General features: G+C 30.5%; 20 protein-coding genes. 16 read left to right on the top strand and 4 right to left on the bottom strand.

The genetic code is table 11. From position 1 onward, the window contains the following. Positions 1-1,176 carry a SpoIIE family protein phosphatase gene (locus tag B3W71_RS07290; RefSeq protein ID WP_346888278.1) on the top strand — a complete coding sequence of 392 codons (1,176 nt, stop codon included), beginning with the start codon at positions 1-3 and terminating at the stop codon, positions 1,174-1,176. Between the two features lie 86 nt (positions 1,177-1,262). Here the strand turns inward: B3W71_RS07290 and B3W71_RS07285 are convergent, their stop codons facing one another. Beyond that, positions 1,263-1,919: a TIGR01906 family membrane protein gene (locus tag B3W71_RS07285; protein WP_346888277.1), complete on the bottom strand. Its 657-nt coding sequence runs from the start codon at positions 1,917-1,919 to the stop codon at positions 1,263-1,265. A gap of 201 nt (positions 1,920-2,120) precedes the next feature. Here B3W71_RS07285 and hemA point away from each other — a divergent pair, with 201 nt between their 5' ends. The 4 genes from hemA (at position 2,121) to B3W71_RS07265 (ending at position 6,943) form a co-directional block, all read left to right on the top strand. Then, positions 2,121-3,362, top strand: a complete 1,242-nt coding sequence (hemA, locus tag B3W71_RS07280) for a glutamyl-tRNA reductase (RefSeq protein WP_346888276.1) — start codon at positions 2,121-2,123, stop codon at positions 3,360-3,362. 13 nt (positions 3,363-3,375) lie between these two features. Next, positions 3,376-4,650 carry a glutamate-1-semialdehyde 2,1-aminomutase gene (hemL, locus tag B3W71_RS07275; protein ID WP_346888275.1) on the top strand — a complete coding sequence of 425 codons (1,275 nt, stop codon included), beginning with the start codon at positions 3,376-3,378 and terminating at the stop codon, positions 4,648-4,650. Positions 4,651-4,913: 263 nt separating this feature from the next. Beyond that, positions 4,914-6,350, top strand: coding sequence for a Na+/H+ antiporter NhaC (nhaC, locus tag B3W71_RS07270; protein WP_346888274.1), 1,437 nt, complete (start codon positions 4,914-4,916; stop codon positions 6,348-6,350). 149 nt (positions 6,351-6,499) lie between these two features. After that, a complete protein-coding gene (locus tag B3W71_RS07265; protein ID WP_346888273.1) occupies positions 6,500-6,943 on the top strand; it encodes a hypothetical protein in 444 nt (147 codons plus the stop codon). 100 nt (positions 6,944-7,043) lie between these two features. On the opposite strand, the gene B3W71_RS07260 is transcribed toward B3W71_RS07265, so the two are convergent. Next, positions 7,044-7,502 (bottom strand): hypothetical protein, encoded by a 459-nt coding sequence (locus B3W71_RS07260; RefSeq protein ID WP_346888272.1) that lies wholly within the window; start codon positions 7,500-7,502, stop codon positions 7,044-7,046. Between the two features lie 270 nt (positions 7,503-7,772). Between B3W71_RS07260 and B3W71_RS07255 the strand changes: the two genes are divergently transcribed. Both B3W71_RS07255 and B3W71_RS07250 read left to right on the top strand, forming a co-directional pair. After that, positions 7,773-9,014, top strand: a complete 1,242-nt coding sequence (locus B3W71_RS07255; protein WP_346888271.1) for a patatin-like phospholipase family protein — start codon at positions 7,773-7,775, stop codon at positions 9,012-9,014. A gap of 121 nt (positions 9,015-9,135) precedes the next feature. Beyond that, on the top strand, positions 9,136-9,591 hold the full coding sequence (locus tag B3W71_RS07250; protein ID WP_346888270.1) for a CBS domain-containing protein: 456 nt from the start codon (positions 9,136-9,138) through the stop codon (positions 9,589-9,591). A 318-nt stretch (positions 9,592-9,909) separates the two neighbouring features. On the opposite strand, the gene B3W71_RS07245 is transcribed toward B3W71_RS07250, so the two are convergent. Both B3W71_RS07245 and B3W71_RS07240 read right to left on the bottom strand, forming a co-directional pair. Next, the gene (locus B3W71_RS07245) at positions 9,910-10,824 is read right to left on the bottom strand and encodes a pseudouridine-5'-phosphate glycosidase (RefSeq protein WP_346888269.1); all 915 of its coding nucleotides are present in this window, start codon (positions 10,822-10,824) and stop codon (positions 9,910-9,912) included. Next, positions 10,818-11,912: a PfkB family carbohydrate kinase gene (locus tag B3W71_RS07240; protein WP_346888551.1), complete on the bottom strand. Its 1,095-nt coding sequence runs from the start codon at positions 11,910-11,912 to the stop codon at positions 10,818-10,820. The genes B3W71_RS07245 and B3W71_RS07240 overlap by 7 nt, the downstream gene beginning before the upstream one ends. Positions 11,913-12,299: 387 nt before the next feature. On the opposite strand from B3W71_RS07240, the gene rsxC reads away from it, so the two are divergent. The 9 genes from rsxC (at position 12,300) to B3W71_RS07195 (ending at position 20,215) form a co-directional block, all read left to right on the top strand. After that, on the top strand, positions 12,300-13,619 hold the full coding sequence (gene rsxC / locus B3W71_RS07235) for an electron transport complex subunit RsxC (RefSeq protein WP_346888268.1): 1,320 nt from the start codon (positions 12,300-12,302) through the stop codon (positions 13,617-13,619). An 11-nt stretch (positions 13,620-13,630) separates the two neighbouring features. After that, positions 13,631-14,566: an RnfABCDGE type electron transport complex subunit D gene (locus B3W71_RS07230; RefSeq protein WP_346888267.1), complete on the top strand. Its 936-nt coding sequence runs from the start codon at positions 13,631-13,633 to the stop codon at positions 14,564-14,566. Next, positions 14,566-15,105, top strand: a complete 540-nt coding sequence (locus B3W71_RS07225) for an RnfABCDGE type electron transport complex subunit G (protein ID WP_346888266.1) — start codon at positions 14,566-14,568, stop codon at positions 15,103-15,105. Before B3W71_RS07230 ends, B3W71_RS07225 begins: the two co-directional genes overlap by 1 nt. A 1-nt stretch (position 15,106) precedes the next feature. After that, positions 15,107-15,724 carry an electron transport complex subunit E gene (locus B3W71_RS07220; RefSeq protein WP_346888265.1) on the top strand — a complete coding sequence of 206 codons (618 nt, stop codon included), beginning with the start codon at positions 15,107-15,109 and terminating at the stop codon, positions 15,722-15,724. Positions 15,725-15,739: 15 nt separating this feature from the next. Continuing rightward, positions 15,740-16,318 (top strand): electron transport complex protein RnfA, encoded by a 579-nt coding sequence (locus tag B3W71_RS07215; protein ID WP_346888264.1) that lies wholly within the window; start codon positions 15,740-15,742, stop codon positions 16,316-16,318. Positions 16,319-16,332: 14 nt separating this feature from the next. Next, positions 16,333-17,223 (top strand): RnfABCDGE type electron transport complex subunit B, encoded by an 891-nt coding sequence (locus tag B3W71_RS07210; protein WP_346888263.1) that lies wholly within the window; start codon positions 16,333-16,335, stop codon positions 17,221-17,223. Between the two features lie 67 nt (positions 17,224-17,290). Continuing rightward, on the top strand, positions 17,291-17,707 hold the full coding sequence (locus B3W71_RS07205; protein ID WP_346888262.1) for a SoxR reducing system RseC family protein: 417 nt from the start codon (positions 17,291-17,293) through the stop codon (positions 17,705-17,707). A gap of 115 nt (positions 17,708-17,822) precedes the next feature. Beyond that, entirely contained in the window at positions 17,823-18,491 is a 669-nt protein-coding gene (deoC, locus tag B3W71_RS07200) for a deoxyribose-phosphate aldolase (RefSeq protein WP_346888261.1), read from the top strand. Between the two features lie 236 nt (positions 18,492-18,727). Continuing rightward, positions 18,728-20,215 carry a Na+/H+ antiporter NhaC family protein gene (locus tag B3W71_RS07195; RefSeq protein WP_346888260.1) on the top strand — a complete coding sequence of 496 codons (1,488 nt, stop codon included), beginning with the start codon at positions 18,728-18,730 and terminating at the stop codon, positions 20,213-20,215. The last annotated feature ends 63 nt before the right edge of the window (positions 20,216-20,278 follow it).

Below are 20,278 nucleotides of genomic sequence, written 5' to 3'. Positions count from 1 at the left end.
ATGAGAAAATATTACTTAGATGTAGCCAATATGAGTATTAATAAATATGGTGAAGAACTTTGTGGTGATAATGTTGAAATTGCTAATACAGAAGATGGAGTTATAGTAGTAATGTCTGATGGTCTTGGTAGTGGGGTTAAAGCTAATATATTAGGAACTTTAACATCTAAAATTGCAGTTACTATGTTAAAAGAAGGAGCTACTATAGATGAAACTATAGATACTATAATTAATACATTGCCTGAGTGTCAAGTTAGAAAATTAGCCTACTCCACTTTTACAATCGTGAAAATTAAAAATAGCGGCGAAGTATACATGGTAGAGTATGATAATCCTCCAGTCTTTCTTTTTAGAAACAATAGAAGTTGCGATATTAAAAAGAATAGACGTATCGTAAATGGTAAAGTTATTTTTGAAAGTAGATTTTATATGAATGAGTCAGATGCCCTAATTATAATAAGTGATGGAGTTCTTCATGCTGGTGTAGGTGGCCTCTTAAATCTAGGTTGGGAATGGCCTCATATAAACAGATATCTCACTAATGTGCTCCATAAAGAAGTAATAGCTCAAAACATATGCAGACAATTATTAGAGGTATGTAAAGACTTATATGACAACAAACCTGGTGATGATACCACTGTAGTAACTATTAAAATAAAAAAAGAGCAACATATATCTCTCTTCACAGGGCCACCTAAAGATAAAAATGATGATGGTATTCTTATAGGCCTAGTAAAGAGTGCTCCAGGTAAGAAAATTGTATGTGGTGGTACTACTGCTAATATAATATCTAATGCATTACATACCCCTATAGAGATAGACTTAAAGCATTATACTTCTGAAGTCCCACCTATGGGTTATATGGATGGCATAGATTTAGTTACTGAAGGAATATTAACTTTAAATAAAGTTAAGGATTTATTAAAAAGTTATCTAAATGCTACTAAAAATAATGTTATACAATCACCTATAGATGGATCTGATGGTGCATCTAAAATTACTTCTATGTTAATTAATGAAGGTACATCCATAGATATATATGTAGGTCAAGCAGTTAATCCAGCTCATCAAAACCCCTCTTTTCCAGAGGAGTTTAATTTAAAAATTAAGCTTGTTAAAGATATAGCTAAGTTATTAGATGCTTTAGGTAAAAAGGTATCAGTAAATTATCTTTAAGGGGATTTAACAAAGTAAGCTAATCTAAATAAATATTGAATAAGCACTTATATTATTAAAGTGCTTATTCAATATTTTATATAAGATTAGTAATATATTTTGCGAAAGCCCTTTCTTTTATTATAATGATTATATGCTGTATATAATATTACTCCAATGAATACACAAATAATTACAATAGTACCAGCACATAATGCAAATAATTCTTTAGGAAGTATATTTATAATAGGATCTACATTAGGATTAAAAAGCCATTTATCGTTATTAAAAAATATCTTATGGAACACTGTGAAGAAAAAATTAAAATTTATACTTACAACTATTGAAGTTATAGTTGGGACTATAATTGATGTAATGGAAATATATTTTATATACTTATAATTTTTATAAAACCTAGTGTACACTACGCATAATATGATTAATATAATTGCTAAAATTAATATAGTAACTTTAGCCAATTTAAATAATTCTTTTACTTCTTGAAAGTGAAAGGCTCCATCCTCTGAGTACTCTAAAGATGGTAGCTCAAATTTATCATTGTTACTATATAACAAATAATCTATTACGTAGGAGTAATTTTCTTTCATTTCATCAACAGATAAATTTGTACTTTCCTCAATATTAAATTTATTAATGCTAAAAGTATAAATAGACTTGATACTTGTTGTTATTACAGTGGATATAAGTAAAATCAAAATAAAACCTACAATGGTAATTGAAGCATTTAAAATAAACTTTTTCATAGTAACACCTCTTCTTTTAATTATTACAAATCAGTAATATATATACAATAAGATTTTATTATCTCATTTTATCATTGTCAAAAAAAAAATGATATAGTATAATTTTCTTGTTACAATATATGAGTTATAATAAACCCACATGTAGTGGGTTTTAAATTTGATTAAATAAAATTTAGTAATTTCATAGATTGGGAGGTAGAAATGATTCATTTAATTGGAATAAAGAAAGAACTTGATTTAATTTTAAGAGCTCAACTAGCAATATCCCAAGATGATATAGATGGAATATTACTAAAAATGAAAAAAACTATATGTGAAGAAGTTGTTATAATTAATACCTGTAATAGAACAGAAATATATTTAAACTCTTCCCTATCGCAGAATGACATAATGCAAAAAGTATTTAAAATACTTAATTGGAATAAAGACTTTATTGAGTATATATTTTATTCTAATGATAGTAAAGCTATAACTCACTTACTAGAAGTTAGTTGTGGTTTCCATTCAAAGATTTTAGGTGAAGATCAAATATTAGGGCAGGTAAAGGATGCCTATTTAAAAAGCAAAGAATTAAGGGTAATAAAAGCATCCTTTGATAAGTTATTCTCAATGGCCATTAGTTGTGGTAAAGAGTTTAAAACAGAAAGCAAACTGTATAAAATGCCTGTATCCTATTCATCTATAGCTGCTAAAAAAGCTCTAGATCAAGGCTGTAAAAACATATTAATATTGGGTTTTGGTAAAATGGCTCAATTAACTTTGAATTATCTTATAGGAAAACAAGATACTTTGGATAAAATATATATAGTAGTAAGAAATACAGATAAGGTCATTAGCCATGGTACTATAATAAGAAATGTAGAACTACTTAAAAATAAAAAGATTGAAGTTATATCTATTGATAATCTAGTGGATACTTATAAATACATAGATGCTTTAATATGTTGTACTGCAGCCCCTACTCCTCTTGTGTTAAAGAAAGATATGCCTTGCCAACCACTGTTAATTTTTGATCTTTCCTTACCAATAAATGTAGAGGATTGTTGTAGTGAATTAGAAAATATATATTTATTTAATTTAGATAATCTTCAAAATGTAGATAAAGAAAATAAAACTAAACGTAAAAATATTATGAATTCAAATAAACATATAATAGAGAAATACTATGATGAGTATGATAATTTTTTAAAACTAAAGTCTTTAAGTGGTATAATTAAAGAGGTTAAAGATGAAAGTCAATTACTTATAGAAAATAATCTTAAAACTTTTCAACATAAAAAATACACTAAAGATAATGACAAGCTTGTAGCTACTCTTTTAAAAAGTGGTGCTAACACATATATAAATCGTGCCATTGAAGTTTTAAAAGAAGCAACTTTAAGTGGAGATAATAAAGAAGCCTATAAGTTAATTGAACGTATTTTTTTAAATAAAATTAATTAGGAGGAAGAGTCTTATGAATAATAAAACTATATTTGAAGAAAGTAAGAAGTATATTCCTGGAGGAGTTAATAGTCCAGTAAGAGCACTTAAAGATATGGGGATAACGCCTCCTATTATAAAATCTGGCATTGGCTCTAAAATATATGACGAAGAAGATAAAGAGTACATAGATTTTGTTGGTGCTTGGGGACCTATGATTTTAGGCCATTGTAACTCTAAAGTTGTTAATGCTATAAAAACTACCACAGAGACAGCTATAGCTTTTGGTGCTCCTACCAAATTAGAGCTAGATCTCGCAAAACTTATATGTGAAACTGCCTCAATCGACATGATAAGAATGGTTAACTCCGGTACTGAAGCCACTATGAGTGCAATTAAGTTAGCAAGGGGCTATACTAAGAGAAATAAAATTGTTAAATTTGCTGGTTGTTATCATGGACACTATGATGGATTTTTAGTTAGTGCTGGTTCTGGAGTTATGACTTGTGGTATTCCTGGTAGTGCCGGTATACCTAAAGAACATATAGAACATACAATTGTTGCAAATTATAATGATATAGAAAATATAAAGGAAATATTTACTGCATATAAAGATGAAATTGCTTGTGTTATTATTGAACCAATTGCAGGAAATATGGGCGTTGTTAAACCTTCTGTAGAATTTATGGAAACCCTAGATAAACTTTGTAAAGAAAATGGTGCTTTATTAATATTTGATGAGGTAATGTGTGGCTTTAGAATTGCATATAAAGGTGTTAGAAAAATGTTTCCAAATGTGACACCAGATCTTATAACCTACGGTAAGATAATCGGAGGTGGTCTGCCTTGTGGTGCTTATGGTGGAAGACGTGAGATTATGGAATTACTTGCTCCACTAGGTCCTGTATATCAAGCAGGAACTATGTCAGGTAATCCTCTTGTAATGGCTGCTGGAGTAGCAACAGTAAAAGAATTATACGAAAATCAAGATATATATACTCATATAGAAAATATAGGAACAATGCTAGAAAATGGTGTTAAAGCTATTGCAAAAGAAAAGAATATTAATGTAGTAATTAATAGAGTTGGTGGAATGATGACCATCTTCTTTACAGATTTAAAAGAAATCAATAATTATGACGATGCTAAATGTTGTAATACAGATTTATTTAAAAAATACTTTATGCATATGTTAGATAAAGGAATTAATTTACCACCATCACAATTTGAAGCAATGTTTCTATCAATTTGTCATAGTGAAGAAGATATAAATAAATTTCTTATAGCCTTCAAATCATTTAATGCATAAACTTTATACTTATTAAAAATTTTGAGTACAAAAATTATTTTGTACTCTTTTTTTATTATAACAAATTGAAACTTATTATATTATAAGTTTCATAGACTGCTCGAAAAAGATATTTATTCTAATAAATTTCTAATATAATGCATATTATAGTTTATCACTTTGTTATTTTTTTAATTTTCACAATAATATTGCAATTTCAAATACACTGATATATAATTTATTTAATTACTTAAATTGGAATTTTAGATAGGAGTGTGTTATTAATGAAAGAAAAAAAAGAAAAATCTAGTAGTGTAACTGTCCACCCTATAAAGCCAAAAGTTTGGCAAGCTCTAATACCTATTTTAGTTCTCATTATTTCTTTATCTATTGCAATTATATTCTTTAATGCAAGCCCACATATTCCATTAATAATTGCTGCAGCAGCAGCAACTATTACAGCTTTATGTATTGGATTTAAATGGGAAGATCTTGAAAAAGGCTTTATCGATACTATTCAAATGTCAATGCAAGCAATTATAATACTTATGATCATTGGGGTCCTAATTGGTGCTTGGATATTAAGTGGTACAGTACCAACAATGATTTACTATGGACTTAAAATTTTATCTCCTGGCATATTCCTAGTAGCTACATGTATAATATGTTCCATAGTTTCCCTAGCTACTGGAAGTTCATGGACAACTGCTGGTACTGTAGGTATAGCGCTTATAGGTGTAGGTGTAGGTTTAGGAATACCTACTCCTATGATAGCTGGTGCTATCATATCTGGTGCATATTTCGGAGATAAGATGTCACCTCTTTCTGATACAACTAACCTAGCCCCTGCTATGGCTGGTTCTACTTTATTTGACCATATTAAACACATGTTCTATACAACAACACCAAGTTTAATAATTTCTCTTATACTATTTGGCATTCTTGGGATGAAATATTCAGGTCAAGAATTAGATGTTTCTAAATTAAATATAATATTTGATGGATTGAAAGCCTCAGGAGTAATTAATCCTATACTATTACTACCACCAGTAATAGTAATAGTACTTGTTGTTAAAAAGGTGCCTGCAATTCCTGGATTAATAATAGGAGTTGCCTCCGGAGTAATTTTAGCAGTTCTAGTTCAAGGTGCTAACTACGGTGATATAGTTAACGTTTTAAATGATGGATATGTCAGTGAAACAGGAGTTGAAATAGTTGATGATCTATTAACCCGTGGTGGACTTCAGGGTATGATGTACACAGTTTCTTTAATTATATGCGCTATGTCCTTTGGAGGTATAATGGAGAAAGCTGGATTCTTAAATGCACTTGCTGAAAAGTTACTTAAACTTGCTGTTAATACAGGATCACTTGTACTAATTACTATAATTTCATGTATAGTTGTTAATATACTAGCTGGAGATCAATATCTATCTATAGTTATCCCAGGCAGAATGTATAAGGATGAATACGCTAAACGTGGATTAGCACCTAAGAACTTATCAAGGGCTCTAGAGGATTCTGGAACTCTAACCTCACCATTCATTCCATGGAACACATGTGGAGCATTCATGTCCTCCACTCTCGGAGTATCCTGTTTCTTATATGCTCCATTCTGTTTCTTAAACTATATAAATCCTATAATATCAATAGTATATGGATATACAGGGTTCTCAATGGAAAAGTTAGAAGAATCAGAGAAACCAGTTGTTGAAGCTTAGTATCTTAGAAAAAGGCATTGCATGCAATAGCCTTTTTCTTTTTTATCTTATTATTCACTCTAAAAAATTTTTATAATTTTATAAAAGGAATAATGTCAATACTACTTAGGTAATAATATAATGAATATTATTGCAAGGAGTTGATTTTCTTGGATAAAAAATATACAATAAACAACTTAAATGAATTATTGCGTAGAATATATATTGATATAAATACTTTTGAAAATTATATAAAGAATTCTAAAAACGAAAAAATTATCTCTGAAGTATATAAAGTTCAAAGTGATTATCAAAAACACGCATCCAGAATATGTAAAGTTATATCCGGTTTAGGGGGCAATCCCATACAGATTGATAGTTGTAATAATGTAACTATTAATGATAACCAGCATATTACGATTATTGATGAAGATATCTTACAAAAAACTTGTGAGGCAACAAATAATGTATTAAATTTAGGGTGTAAATTAATATCAGACCCTAATTTTATTAACCGTGAAAGCTATACCACTATAAATTTAATGAATAAAGACTATCAAAAACATATTAACCATATCGAGAGACATGAGTTGTATAATAATAGTTTCCTATAAAATCTATAAAATAATTTTAATATAATATCATTAGAAAAACATAAAATAAACCTATTAGTACAATGTTTCGAAATACTAATAGGTTTATTTTAATATATAATTATCTTTTTTTATTAACTTTTTTCCCAATGATATAGCCTATTAAAAGACCACTTCCTAAAGCAAGCGCAGATTTTACTTTTTCAAATTTAATTTCAGAATCAGAGACAGGTTTAACATTATTAATTATAACAGTATCTTGATCTGAATTATCTACATTTGGATATATGAAAGCTCCTACTAAACATAAATGATTGAATCTTTCTTCTGAGAAGTTTTTTGATAAATCTTGAAGCGTTTTTAGAAAATATTCTTTAGTCCATTTATTATCTTCTTCCAATTTTGTGCCATCATGAACTTCAAATAATCCCTGAATATTTTCTTTAGCGTAGTTTAACGCATTTATAATCTTTTCTGAGTTTTCTGGCTCAACTCTTATGTATTCAATTAATGCTTTTCTAACTTCTTCAACGCTATTTAACTTAATTGCTTCTTCTATTAAATTTAAACTTATTTCCATAGCTATTCTCCTTTTACTACTAGTTATCATTAAAATTTTATTACATTCTAAATTTATTTCATGTAAATAGTTTACTATAATATAATTCTATCGTTAGTATATAATAATTATATAGTTTTTTATATAAAAGTTCAACGTATAAATAGTAATAATTAGTATGTATACTATAATTATTGTAATAATTATCAAAATTAATTCATTTAGGATAATATAATAATAGATAAACTTATATTTAAATTTATATTTCTACTTAAAGGAGTGTTCCAAGGATTGAATAGTTATGGATTAGTATTAGGTGGTGGTGGTTCTAAAGGAGCTTATGAAGTTGGTGTGTGGAAAGCATTGATAGAGTTAAAAATAGAAATATCTGCAGTGGTAGGTACTTCTATCGGCGCTATCAATGGTGCTTTTATATGTATCAATACTTATAAAGATTTAGAAGAGTTATGGCGAGCAATAGATTTTGCCAGTTGTTTCTGTGTAGATGATATTTCTTCTACAGATGGAAATTTAATTTCTAAGGACATTCCTAAGTTAATTAAAAATGTTATATCTAACAGAGGGCTAGACTCTACTCCTTTAAAAAGGCTATTACAGGGTTATTTAAATGAAGATAAAATAAGAAATTCACCTATAGATTTTGGTATAGTTACTCTTAGTATGTCTCCACTTAAACCCATAGAGATCTTTAAATCTGATATTCCTTATGGAAAAATTATTGACTATATAATGGCAAGCTGTTCTTTACCTGGTCTAAAGCATAGTGTTATTGATGGAATTACATTTTTTGACGGTGGTATGTATAATAATCTTCCAACTAGTATGCTTTTAAATAGTTCCTGTTCTACTATAATTCAAGTGGATATTGACGGCCCTGGATTTAAACGAAAATTTAATAATAAAAATAATATACCCATAATAGAAATTAAATGTAGTGAAAGCCTTGGTCCAATTATTAATTTTGATAGTTCAAAGATTGAAAGAAATATAAATCTAGGGTATTTAGATACATTAAAAGCTTTTAATCATTTAATAGGACAAAATTATTACTTTTTTAAAGATGAAGTTTCAAAGGGATTGCTAAAAGATATTGATAATACCGAATTAAACATTATAATGAATTCTGTAAACTTTAATAATTCCATCTATGACCACTTAAAATTGTTAAGAGCTATAAAAAGAATTAAAAATTTCTCAGGTATAATATCTAGAAATCATATTAATATTATTATGGCTATGGAAATTACTGCTGAAGTTATAGAAATAGAAAGATGTACTATATATAGTTATAATGAATTACTGAAGAAAATATTAGAAAAAGTAAATTTGTTGAAACAAGATATAAATAATAAAGAAATATCATTAAAGGATCATTTTATACTAAACAATTGTGATATTTTAAATAAATCTAAATCTACAGTGGCTTTTAGAAATACTTTAGCAATTACATTTCCTAAAGAGTTTATTGCTCATATGTTTTTATGTTTGATAAATTATAGAATTAACTCCTAGTTTTACTTGTTTTTAAATTATTAAAAACTTTATTCTCTTTTAATTTGAAAATTATGTTATAATTGTAGTATAGCTTTTTAGTATACTTATTGAATATTGATTTAATGGAGGATGATAAAATATGAACATTGCCTTTTTTCTAACTCCTAAAAGCGAAGTAATTTTTGAAAAGGTTAGTTCCACTATGCGAAGAGCAATGGAGAGAATGGAGTATCATAGATATACTTCTATCCCTTTAGTAGATGATAAAGGAAAATATGTCGGGACTTTAACTGAAGGAGATCTTCTTTGGAAGTTAAAGAATTCTTCTGAGCTAAGCTTAAAAGATACAGAGAATGTTTTAATAAAAGACATACCAAGACATTTTAAAAATAAGCCTGTATCTATTAATTCTGATATTGAGAGTTTAATCCTTGTTGCTAAATCGCAAAACTTCGTTCCAGTAGTTGATGACTCGAATATATTCATTGGAATTATAAAAAGAGGCGATATAATCTCATATTGCTATAAGAGATTATTTGAAGACAATGATAGTGATGATTTTAGCGAATTTAAAAGTATATCAAAAATAAGTTAATAAGTATAAATTAAGTTTAGTAACCCTTTAATGTTTAGCAGCATCAAAGGGTTTTAATATATAAGTTCTAATAAGAGCCTATAAAAAAAGTCTATAAATTATAGTAGCTTTCTATGATAAATAAAAATATTATATGAGGCTATTTTATTATGAGTAATAATAAAATAACCTTCTAGATTAATAAAAGACATGAACCATTTATAACTTCGCTGGCCTCATGTCTTTTATCTAAGTAATATTATAAGTTGAATGCTAGTTAAAATTTACATTAAAATAACTCTTAACTACTATATATTTATTTTAAAGATGTAAACATTATTATAATTTAGAAAGTTCTACAGCAAGTCTTGCACCAACCTTAGCATTATTAAATACTAATTGAATATTAGATTCTAAGCTTGATCCACCTGTGATTTCTTTAACCTTAGCAAGCAAAAATGGTGTGCTTTCTTTTCCTAATATACCCTTCTCTTCAGCTTCTTTAACAGCTACATTTATAGCGTTATTAATTGTATCATAATCCATTTCAAACTCTTCTGGTATTGGATTAGCAACAACCATTCCACCTTCTAAGCCTAAATCCCATTTAGCTTTTAACGCTTTTGCAAGTATTTCTTCATTGTCTACTTTATAATCTACTTTAAATCCAGATTTTCTTGTATAGAATGCTGGTAATTCTTCTGTTTGGAATCCTACTACAGGCACTCCTTTAGTTTCTAAATATTCACGAGTTAATCCTATATCTAAGATAGATTTACATCCAGCGCATACTACAGCCACGTCAGTCATAGATAATTCTTCAAGGTCAGCTGATATATCCATAGTCTGCTCAGCGCCTCTATGAACTCCTCCAATTCCACCTGTAGCAAATACTTTAATTCCAGCAAGTGCTGCAATAATCATTGTAGATGCAACAGTAGTAGCTCCATTTAATTTATTAGCAACTATAAAAGGTATATCTCTTCTACTAGTTTTTATTACTCCTGAAGTTTTTCCTAAAAATTCAACTTCTTCAGTAGTTAATCCAACCTTTAATCTTCCTTCAAGAATAGCTATTGTAGCTGGGATTGCTCCATTTTCTCTAATTATGCTTTCAACCTTTAATGCAGTCTCTACATTTTTAGGATAAGGCATCCCATGAGATATTATAGTTGATTCTAAAGCAACTACTGGTTTTCCTTCCTTTAATGCTGCTCTAACCTCTGGATTTATATCTAAATATTTTTCTAACATGATTTATTCTCCTCCATTTTTTTATTTATATTTTCCAAAGACATGTTTGGATTTATAGTATCTTTATGGGTAATTGCTAGCGAAGAGCAAGTTGAAGCGAATTTCAAAGTATGTATAAGGTTAAAATTATTCATACTTGAATATACTAATCCAGCCACAAAGGCATCCCCTGCTCCATTGGCATTAATAACTTTAACTTTAGGTGGTATAAATAATCCTTTGCTTATTCCATCATTATAATATACACCTTCTTCACCTAAGCTTATAAATACATTTTTAACTCCTAGGCTCAAGAAGTAATCACTAACTTTTACTACATCTTCCATAGTATTGATTTTCATTCCAGATAAAATCTCAGCTTCAATTTTGTTAGGCTTAATAGTATGAAACTTATGGATGATATCTTTTACCTTAATAGCCTTAGATGATGATACAGTATCTAAAAAAAATTTTGTATTTTTAAAATTATTAACTGCATATTCTATTACTTCCTTAGGTATATTAGTATCAATGATACATATTTTAGAATTTTCAATTACCGATTTTTTAGTTTTAATAAACTCTATAGTCATCTTATTATAGATATCCATAGATGAAATAGCTACCTTCATATCTCCAGAATTATCAAGAACAGACATGTATATAGATGTAGATTCCCCGTCTAATTTAAGACTATGTTCTAAATCTAACCCAATTTCTCTTCCCTCATCCATGACTTTACGTCCATATATATCGTTTCCTATAACAGAAATTAGTTTGGTAGCAACTTCCAATCTAGCTAAATTCTCACCTATATTCCTACCAACTCCACCTAAAGAAAATTTTATATTTCCAGGATTGGAATCATTAAGTCTTAGCTCATCATTAGAAAATCCTACTATATCTATATTAGTTCCTCCAATTATAGATACAAAATTTTCTTTATTCATTACATATCCTCTGCCTGAAATATATCCTTTTTTTATAAGATTTCCTATATGAACTCCTACAGATGATCTGGTAATCTTAAGCATATCTGCTATTTCATTTTGAGATATTAAGGGATTATCCTTTATAAGATTTAATATTTCTTCTTCTCTATTTGTCATCATTTCTCCCTCTTAATATTTCTTTATTTAGTAAACATTTGTTTATCTAATACTATCATATTGAGAATAAACGTGCAACATTATTTTACCCATATATTTTTATCATAATAAAACTTTTATATTTTACCATTTGAATAGTTAATTTCTTCACATATCTATATTAGATTATTTTAATCATAAATAAAAAATATCCACATATTAGACAAAATACGTATAACTTACAATCCCTTTCTAAGGGTTATTAATTGTAATTTTAATTATTTTTAAATTATATAAACAATTGAATATATTGCGCCATAAAGATTTTCGAGTTATAATAAAGTTTGTACTATAGGAGTCATTAATACAATGTCTTTATTATTTATACTATAGGAATGGAGGAATATTATGGGACTTTTAACTTTTAAACGAGGCATTCATCCGCCTCATGGAAAACATTTTTCAGAAAAAAAAGAAATCGAAACCTATCTTCCAAAGGGTGATTTAGTGTTCCCTATGAGCCAACATATAGGTGCTCCATGCGAACCGATTGTAAAAAAGGGAGATAAAGTACTAGTTGGGCAGAAAATAGGTGCTAGCACCTCTTTTGTTTCATCTAACATTTATTCTAGTGTATCTGGAATCGTTAAAAATGTAACACCTATGCTCACATCAAGTGGTTCAAAAGTTATGAGTGTTGTTATCGAAAATGATAATAATTATGAAGAAGTAGCTTATACGCCACATGAAAATTACAAAAACTTATCTAAGACTGAATTATTAGAAATAATTCAAGAAGCGGGTATCGTAGGCCTTGGAGGAGCTTGCTTTCCAACTCATGTAAAGCTAAATCCACCAAAAGAATGTACTATTGATACTATTATTATCAATGCAGCTGAATGTGAACCGTACTTAACTTGTGACCATCAATTAATGCTACAATATTCAAAGGAAATAGCTGAAGGTTTAGAAATTGTTGCTCAAATGTTCCCAGATGTTAAAATCTTCTTAGGCATTGAGAATAACAAAAATGATGCTATAACTATAATGAAAGCGATTGTAGAATCTATTAAAAATGTCGAGGTGGCAGAACTTAAAACTAAGTATCCACAAGGTGCTGAAAAACAGTTAATTTATTCAGTTACTAAGAGGGAAGTTCCAGCTGGGAAATTACCTGCTGATGCTGGTTGCATAGTTCAAAACGTAGCTACTATATTCGCTATAAGAGAAGCAGTTATTCTTGGTAAGCCACTTACTGAAAGAATAGTTACTGTTACTGGTGGAGCTGTAAAAACACCAAAAAATCTTAGAGTTAAATTCGGTACAAATTTAAAAGAACTTATTGATTACTGTGACGGATTTAACGAGGAACCTATTAAGGTTATTAGTGGTGGTCCTATGATGGGAACTGCACTATTTACTTTAGATATTCCTGCAATAAAAGGAACTTCTGGTATACTTTGCCTTACAAAGGCTGAAGCTATACCAACTGTTGAGTCAAACTGTATTAGATGTGGAAAATGTGTCAATGCATGTCCAATGTTCTTATTGCCAAATAGACTTAATGCTCTAGTTGTAAGAGGCGATTATGAAAACTTTGAAAAAATTGGCGGACTTAACTGCATTGAATGTGGTGCTTGTAGCTATTCTTGCCCTGCTAAGAGAAATTTAACTCAAACTTGCAAAGAGGGTAAAAAAAGAGTTATGACTAATAGAAAGAAAAAGTAGAGGTGAACATAATGTCTGGAAATTTATATAACGTATCAGTATCGCCCCATATTAAATCTAAGGAAACCGTTTCAAATGTAATGAGAGATGTACTAATTGCATTATTACCAGCTACTATAGCAGGTATTTACTTCTTTGGGAAAGATGCAGCCTTAGTTGTAATAACAGCTGTTGCTTCTGCAATGCTTAGCGAATACTTATTTAATAAAATTACTAAAAGACCAAATTCATTAAAGGATTTAAGTGCAGTAATCACTGGAATATTACTTGCTTTTAACTTACCACCTACACTTCCTCTTTGGATGGTTGCTGTTGGTAGTGCATTTGCTATTATTGTTGTTAAATGCTTTTTTGGTGGTCTTGGTCAAAATATCATGAACCCTGCACTAGCTGGAAGAGCTTTCTTACTTGCTGCTTACCCAAGTCAAATGACTGAGTGGACTTTAAATGGAGTAAGTACAGCTACTCCACTAGCTATTCTTCGTAACGGTGGTGGAGTACTTCCTAATACTCTAGATGCATTTATAGGATCTAACGTAGCTGGATGTATCGGAGAAGTTTCTGCTTTAGCATTACTTATTGGTGGAGCTTATCTTTTATATAGAAAAGTTATAACATGGCACATCCCTGTTACATATATTGGTACTGTTTTTGTAATTACTACAGTACTAGGTAGAGATGGATTTATGACTGGTAATGGAATATATGAAATTTTCATTGGTGGATTAATGCTCGGTGCTATATTCATGGCTACTGACTATACTACTTCTCCTATGACTAAAATGGGTCAAGTTATCTTCGGTGTAGGTTGTGGTTTATTAACATCACTAATTCGTTTATACGGTGGTTATGCTGAAGGTGTTTCTTACTCAATCTTAATAATGAACTTATTAGTTCCAATGATTGATAAATGGACAAGTCCACGTGTGTTCGGAGGTGCAAAATAATGAAAGAAAATTTAAAATTAGGAGCAACTTTACTTGCAATTACTGCAATCGCTGGCCTAATTCTTGCATTTGCTCATGATATTACTAGAGCACCAATTGAAGCTAAAGCTAAAGCTGACCAAGCTGCTGCTATGAAAGTTGTATTAGAGGCAGAAGAATTTACAGACTTAGATGATATTACTAATGAAAATATAACAGGTTTATTTGAAGCCAAAACCGGTGGAAATGCTGCTGGCTACGTTTTCCAAGTTAACTCTTCAGGTTATGGTGGAGAGATTGAATTAATGGTTGGTATTAACGGTGAAGGAGCCGTTTCTGGAATTAAAATTTTAAGTCATACTGAAACTCCAGGTCTTGGTTCCAAAGCAGAGGATCCAACATTCACAGAACAGTTTAAAGGGCTTCCTTCTGAAACTGAACTTGCTGTTGGTTCAGACATTCAAGCAATTACTGGTGCAACAATTACTTCTAAAGCAGTAACCAATGGTGTAAACACTGCTATAAACTACTACAATACAAACTTGAAAGGAGCAAAGTAGAATGAAAGAGTTAGTTAATAGATTAAAAACAGGTATTATTACTGAAAACCCAGTTTTCATACAAGTACTAGCTATGTGTCCTACTCTTGCTGTTACAAGCAGTGTAAATAATGCTGCAGGTATGGCTCTTGCTGCTACCGTAGTATTAATTGGATCAAACGCTGTTATATCTTTAATTAGAAAACTTGTTCCTGATAAAATCAGAATACCAGCTTATATCGTAGTTATTGCTACCTTCGTTACTTTAATTCAGTTCCTATTACAAGCTTATATTCCTGACTTATATAAATCTCTTGGAATATTCTTACCTCTAATAGTGGTTAACTGTGTTATCTTAGGTAGAGCTGAAGCTTATGCATCTAAAAATAAGGTATTACCTTCAATTTTTGATGCTATTGGTATGGGACTTGGATTTGGACTTGCTATAGTTATTTTAGCAACATTCAGAGAAGTTCTTGGTAATGGAACATTCTATGGATTCCAAGTACTACCAAAATCTTATATTCCAGCTATGGTTATGACATCTGCTCCTGGAGCTTTCATAACTCTTGGTATACTTTTAGCAAGCTTAAATCAATATAAGATTTCAAAAGCTAAGAAGTCTAAAACTACAAAATAAGGAAGGTGAAATTTAATGAAAGAATTATTTACTATATTTATAGGAGCCCTTCTAGTTAACAACGTAATATTAGGGCAATTTCTAGGTATATGTTCCTTCCTTGGAGTTTCTCAAAAGACAGAAACTGCCAAAGGTATGGGTGCAGCTGTTACCTTTGTAATGTTACTCGCTACTCTTATTACCTTCGTGGTAAATAAGTTAATTTTAATTCCTTTCCATATGGAATATCTATCAACATTAGCTTTTATCCTTGTTATCGCAGCTCTAGTACAATTTGTTGAGACTGTTATTAAGAAAATCCAACCAGGTCTTTATAGATCTCTAGGTATATTCTTACCTCTTATCACAACTAACTGTGCAGTACTTGGAGTTGCTGTTACAAACATAGATAAAGGTTATGGATTAGCTCAATCATTATCTAACACTCTTGGATCAGCTCTTGGATATGTACTTGCTATAGTAATTCTTGCAGGCCTAAGAGAGCGAATGGAAGATAATACTGATATGCCTGCTGCATTTAGAGGATTACCAATATCTTTAATAACAGCTGGGTTGATGGCTATTGCTTTCTATGGATTTAGCGGTTTAGTTTAAAGGAGGGAATTTAAATGGATTTATCAAATTTAGTGGCTCCTGTAGTCAGTCTAGGTGGTCTTGGATTAGTATTTGGTGCCCTATTAGGATATGCAAGTAATAAGTTTAAAGTAGAAGTTGATGAAAGAATCCCTCTAGTAAGAGAATGTTTACCAGGTGCTAACTGTGGTGGATGCGGTTTTGCTGGATGTGATGCTTATGCTGAAGCTGTTGTTGTTGGTACAGCTCCTACTAATAAATGTAGCCCTGGTGGAGCTGAAGCAGTTACAAAAATAGCTTCAATCCTTGGAGTTGAAGCTGAGACTTCTGAACCAATGGTGGCTTTCGTAAGATGTAAAGGAACTTCTGATGTTGCAAGAGAAAAATACAACTATATAGGAATTCTAGATTGTAATCAAGCTTCTATAGCTCCAGGTGGTGGTTCTAAAACTTGTGAATTCGGATGTCTTGGTCTTGGTTCTTGTGTTAAGGCTTGTGAATTCGGTGCACTATCTATAGTTAATGGTGTGGCTTCTATCGATGAAGAAAAATGTGTGGCTTGCGGCGCTTGTATATCAGCTTGCCCTAAATCATTAATTCATCTTGTACCTAAAAAATCTAAGGTTAGAATAGACTGCAATAATAAAAGTAAAGGCAAAGATGTTATGGATGCTTGCGATGTAGGATGCATCGGTTGTGGTATCTGCATGAAAAATTGTCCTAAAGATGCTATTGAGATAGTTAATAATATTCCTGTGTTTGACTACAATAAGTGTGTTAATTGCGGAATATGCGCAAATAAATGTCCAAAAAACTCTATACTAAATCTTAGAAAACCAGTATTAAAGAAAGAGGCAGTACCTGCTCCTACTAAAGCAGTTAGTGAGTCTATTTCTTCTCCAGAAAATAATAATGCTACAGTATAATAAAATTTAGTTTTATGTTATAATATAGAAGGCTTTTAGCCTTCTATATTTATTTGGAGGTGGTTTCATGCAAGAAGAAGGTATTATTAAAAAGATTAACGGAGATATAGCTACTGTTGCCTTCGTAAAAAAAGGTGGTTGTGGTGGTGGATGTTCCTCTTGTAAATCTGGATGTCCTAAAGATACTATACTAGTGGATTTAGAAAATACAGAATCTGCTACTATTGGAGAAAAAGTTTTAGTATCAATGGACAATAAAGTTTTTAGCAATATGACATTTTGGGCCTACGCCTTTCCTACCATCATTACAGTGATTACCCTTGTAATATGCCTTTACATATTTAACAAGCTTAATTTAGCCAATTATGAAGTATATTCAGTGCTTACAGCTTTAGCTGCTATGGTAATTTCTTATATGATTAGTGCTAAGCTAAATAAGAAACAAGATAAATATTCCTTCAAAATGATAAAAAAATTAAACTAACTTATCATTTTAAGTTTAAATTTCTATTAATAAAGATATATTAATCTATATAAAGTCAGTATTATTTACTGATAGATCATTATGAAATCAAAATTAATCACTAGGAGGTAAAAAAATGAATATAGCATCAATGATTGATCACACTATTTTAAAACCTGAAGCAACTAAGGACCAGGTTATAAAAATTTGTAACGAAGCAAAGGAATATAAATTTAAATCTGTATGTGTAAACTCTTGTTATACTGAATTAGTAGCAAAGGAACTTAAGGGCTCTGATGTACTTGTTTGTACAGTGGTAGGCTTTCCTTTAGGTACCATGGATACTAAGGCCAAAGCCTTTGAAACGGCTAGAGCTATTGAACTTGGAGCTAATGAAATAGATATGGTTATAAATGTGGGCGCTTTAAAAGATAAGGACTATGACTTTGTAAAAAACGATATAAAAGAGATTGTTGATACAGCTAAAGGTAAAGCCATAGTTAAAGTTATTTTAGAGACTTGTCTATTAACTGAAGAAGAGAAAATCAAAGCTTGTGAGCTATCTCAAGAAGCTGGTGCTGACTTTGTAAAGACTTCTACTGGATTTAGTACAGGTGGAGCTACTACTGAAGATATATCGCTAATGAGAAAGGTTGTAGGACCTAATATGGGCGTTAAAGCTTCTGGTGGAGTTCGTACTACTGAAGATGCAATGGAAGCTATAAATGCAGGTGCAAATAGAATTGGTGCTAGTGCATCTATAGCAATTGTAAACAACTTGTCGAATATTAAATCAGACTATTAAAACTTAACATTACTTTATACATTAATTAAATAATATTTTATTAACAGATAAACATCTATGTATTCATAAGGTTTATCTGTTTTATTTTTCGACTATTATGTTAAGTTCTTATTAAGTACGTTAATTTTGTTAAAACTTTGTCGTTTTTGTTGATATTAGTCACAAAATATTTAAAATTAAGATATGGTAGAATATTTAATTAATTCTATCAAATATTTTTATAGGGGGATATAAAAATGAAATTTTTAAAAGGACTGTTTAAATTTTTACCAATCTTCGTATTAGCAGGGTTAATGATGCTTAAGGTTAATGTACTTACGGCAGCACCTATAGCAACAATAGTTGCTTGCTTTGTAGCCTACATCACAGAAAAAATTAAAATGAATGATCTAATTGATGCTGCTGTGGATAATGTAAAGGGTCTCATCCTAGTATTCTTTATATTAATGTTTGCCTATGCAATGGCAAGTGCATTTATGGCAACAGGAGTTGGTGCTTCTATAGTTAACATGTCACTATCTCTTGGATTAAACGCAAGAACTGTTGCCGTAACTGGCTTCTTGGTAACTTGTGTACTTTCAGTGGCTACTGGAACTTCATGGGGAACTTTTGCTGCATGTGCACCTATTTTCTTATGGCTTAACCATATAGTTGGAGGAGAGATTCTTCTTACAACAGCTGCAATAGCTGGTGGTGCTTGCTTTGGAGATAATATCGGTCTTATTTCTGATACTACAGTTGTAAGCTCTGGTATTCAAGATGTAGAAGTTATAGACAGAGTTAGAACTCAAGGTGCTTGGTCTCTTATCTGTATGATAATTACTGCAATTCTTTTCTTTGTTGTTAGTTTAGCGATGAATTTACCTACTGATGTAGCTAATGCTAAATCAGCTATTGATGCTATTCCACCAGAAGCGTGGTCTGCTATCGAAGCTAAAAAACCTGCAGCTGTTGAACTTTTGAATCAAGTTAAAAGCGGAGTACCTTTTTATATGATAATTCCTCTAATACTTGTTATAATTGTTGCAGTTATGGGTGTCCCTACTCTACTTTGCTTATTCTTAGGAATTGGTTCTTCTTATATCTTCGGTTCTTTTGCTGGAACTGTAGAAAGCTTATCTTCTTTCTTAGGTTTAGTAGAAAGCGGGTTTGGTGAAGCGGGTTCATGGGTTATAGTAATGATGATGTGGGTTGGCGCTTTTGGTGGTATCATGGCTAAAATGGATGCCTTTGCTCCACTATCAGCTCTTGTTCTGAAAATATCTAGAAATGTAAGACAATTAATGTTCTGGAATGGTGTTCTATGTCTAGGTGGTAATGCTGCCCTTTCTGATGAAATGGCTCAAATAGTAACTATTGGACCTATTACTAAAGAATTAGTTGATAAAAACGTTGAAGGAAGCAAAGAGGATATGTATAAGCTATATCTTAGAAATGCAACCTTCGGCGATGCTCTTGGAGTATTTGGATCTCAATTAATTCCTTGGCACGTATATATTGGCTTCTATATAGGAATTGCTTCTTCAGTGTATCCACTACATCAGTTTGTTGCTACAGATATAATTAAATATAACTTTATGGCTTTCGTAGCTGTAGTTTCAATCCTATTACTTACTCTTACTGGATGGGATAGATTTATTCCTAAATTTGGTCTTCCAACTGAACCAGCCGTTAGACTAAAAAAAGGAAACAAAACTATAAATAGTAAGATTACAACTCTATGATCAATAGATAATTAAAATAACTATTTAAATTTTAAAACATGCCATCAATATAATAAAAATATT

The organism is Clostridium sp. UBA1056 (assembly GCA_002316385.1).
Taxonomy (GTDB): Bacteria; Bacillota; Clostridia; order Clostridiales; family Clostridiaceae; genus Clostridium_J.
The sequence above is the reverse complement of the archived record's forward strand: the minus strand, read 5'-3'. Positions and strand labels throughout refer to the sequence as shown.

Excerpts from the sequence above, each read along its gene's own strand:
- B3W71_RS07290 (WP_346888278.1), top strand. The coding sequence starts at position 1 with ATGAGAAAATATTACTTAGATGTAGCCAATATGAGTATTAATAAATAT.
- B3W71_RS07285 (WP_346888277.1), bottom strand. The coding sequence starts at position 1,919 with ATGAAAAAGTTTATTTTAAATGCTTCAATTACCATTGTAGGTTTTATT.
- hemA (WP_346888276.1), top strand. The coding sequence starts at position 2,121 with ATGATTCATTTAATTGGAATAAAGAAAGAACTTGATTTAATTTTAAGA.
- hemL (WP_346888275.1), top strand. The coding sequence starts at position 3,376 with ATGAATAATAAAACTATATTTGAAGAAAGTAAGAAGTATATTCCTGGA.
- nhaC (WP_346888274.1), top strand. The coding sequence starts at position 4,914 with ATGAAAGAAAAAAAAGAAAAATCTAGTAGTGTAACTGTCCACCCTATA.
- B3W71_RS07260 (WP_346888272.1), bottom strand. The coding sequence starts at position 7,502 with ATGGAAATAAGTTTAAATTTAATAGAAGAAGCAATTAAGTTAAATAGC.
- B3W71_RS07250 (WP_346888270.1), top strand. The coding sequence starts at position 9,136 with ATGAACATTGCCTTTTTTCTAACTCCTAAAAGCGAAGTAATTTTTGAA.
- B3W71_RS07245 (WP_346888269.1), bottom strand. The coding sequence starts at position 10,824 with ATGTTAGAAAAATATTTAGATATAAATCCAGAGGTTAGAGCAGCATTA.
- B3W71_RS07240 (WP_346888551.1), bottom strand. The coding sequence starts at position 11,912 with ATGACAAATAGAGAAGAAGAAATATTAAATCTTATAAAGGATAATCCC.
- rsxC (WP_346888268.1), top strand. The coding sequence starts at position 12,300 with ATGGGACTTTTAACTTTTAAACGAGGCATTCATCCGCCTCATGGAAAA.
- B3W71_RS07230 (WP_346888267.1), top strand. The coding sequence starts at position 13,631 with ATGTCTGGAAATTTATATAACGTATCAGTATCGCCCCATATTAAATCT.
- B3W71_RS07225 (WP_346888266.1), top strand. The coding sequence starts at position 14,566 with ATGAAAGAAAATTTAAAATTAGGAGCAACTTTACTTGCAATTACTGCA.
- B3W71_RS07220 (WP_346888265.1), top strand. The coding sequence starts at position 15,107 with ATGAAAGAGTTAGTTAATAGATTAAAAACAGGTATTATTACTGAAAAC.
- B3W71_RS07215 (WP_346888264.1), top strand. The coding sequence starts at position 15,740 with ATGAAAGAATTATTTACTATATTTATAGGAGCCCTTCTAGTTAACAAC.
- B3W71_RS07210 (WP_346888263.1), top strand. The coding sequence starts at position 16,333 with ATGGATTTATCAAATTTAGTGGCTCCTGTAGTCAGTCTAGGTGGTCTT.
- B3W71_RS07205 (WP_346888262.1), top strand. The coding sequence starts at position 17,291 with ATGCAAGAAGAAGGTATTATTAAAAAGATTAACGGAGATATAGCTACT.
- deoC (WP_346888261.1), top strand. The coding sequence starts at position 17,823 with ATGAATATAGCATCAATGATTGATCACACTATTTTAAAACCTGAAGCA.
- B3W71_RS07195 (WP_346888260.1), top strand. The coding sequence starts at position 18,728 with ATGAAATTTTTAAAAGGACTGTTTAAATTTTTACCAATCTTCGTATTA.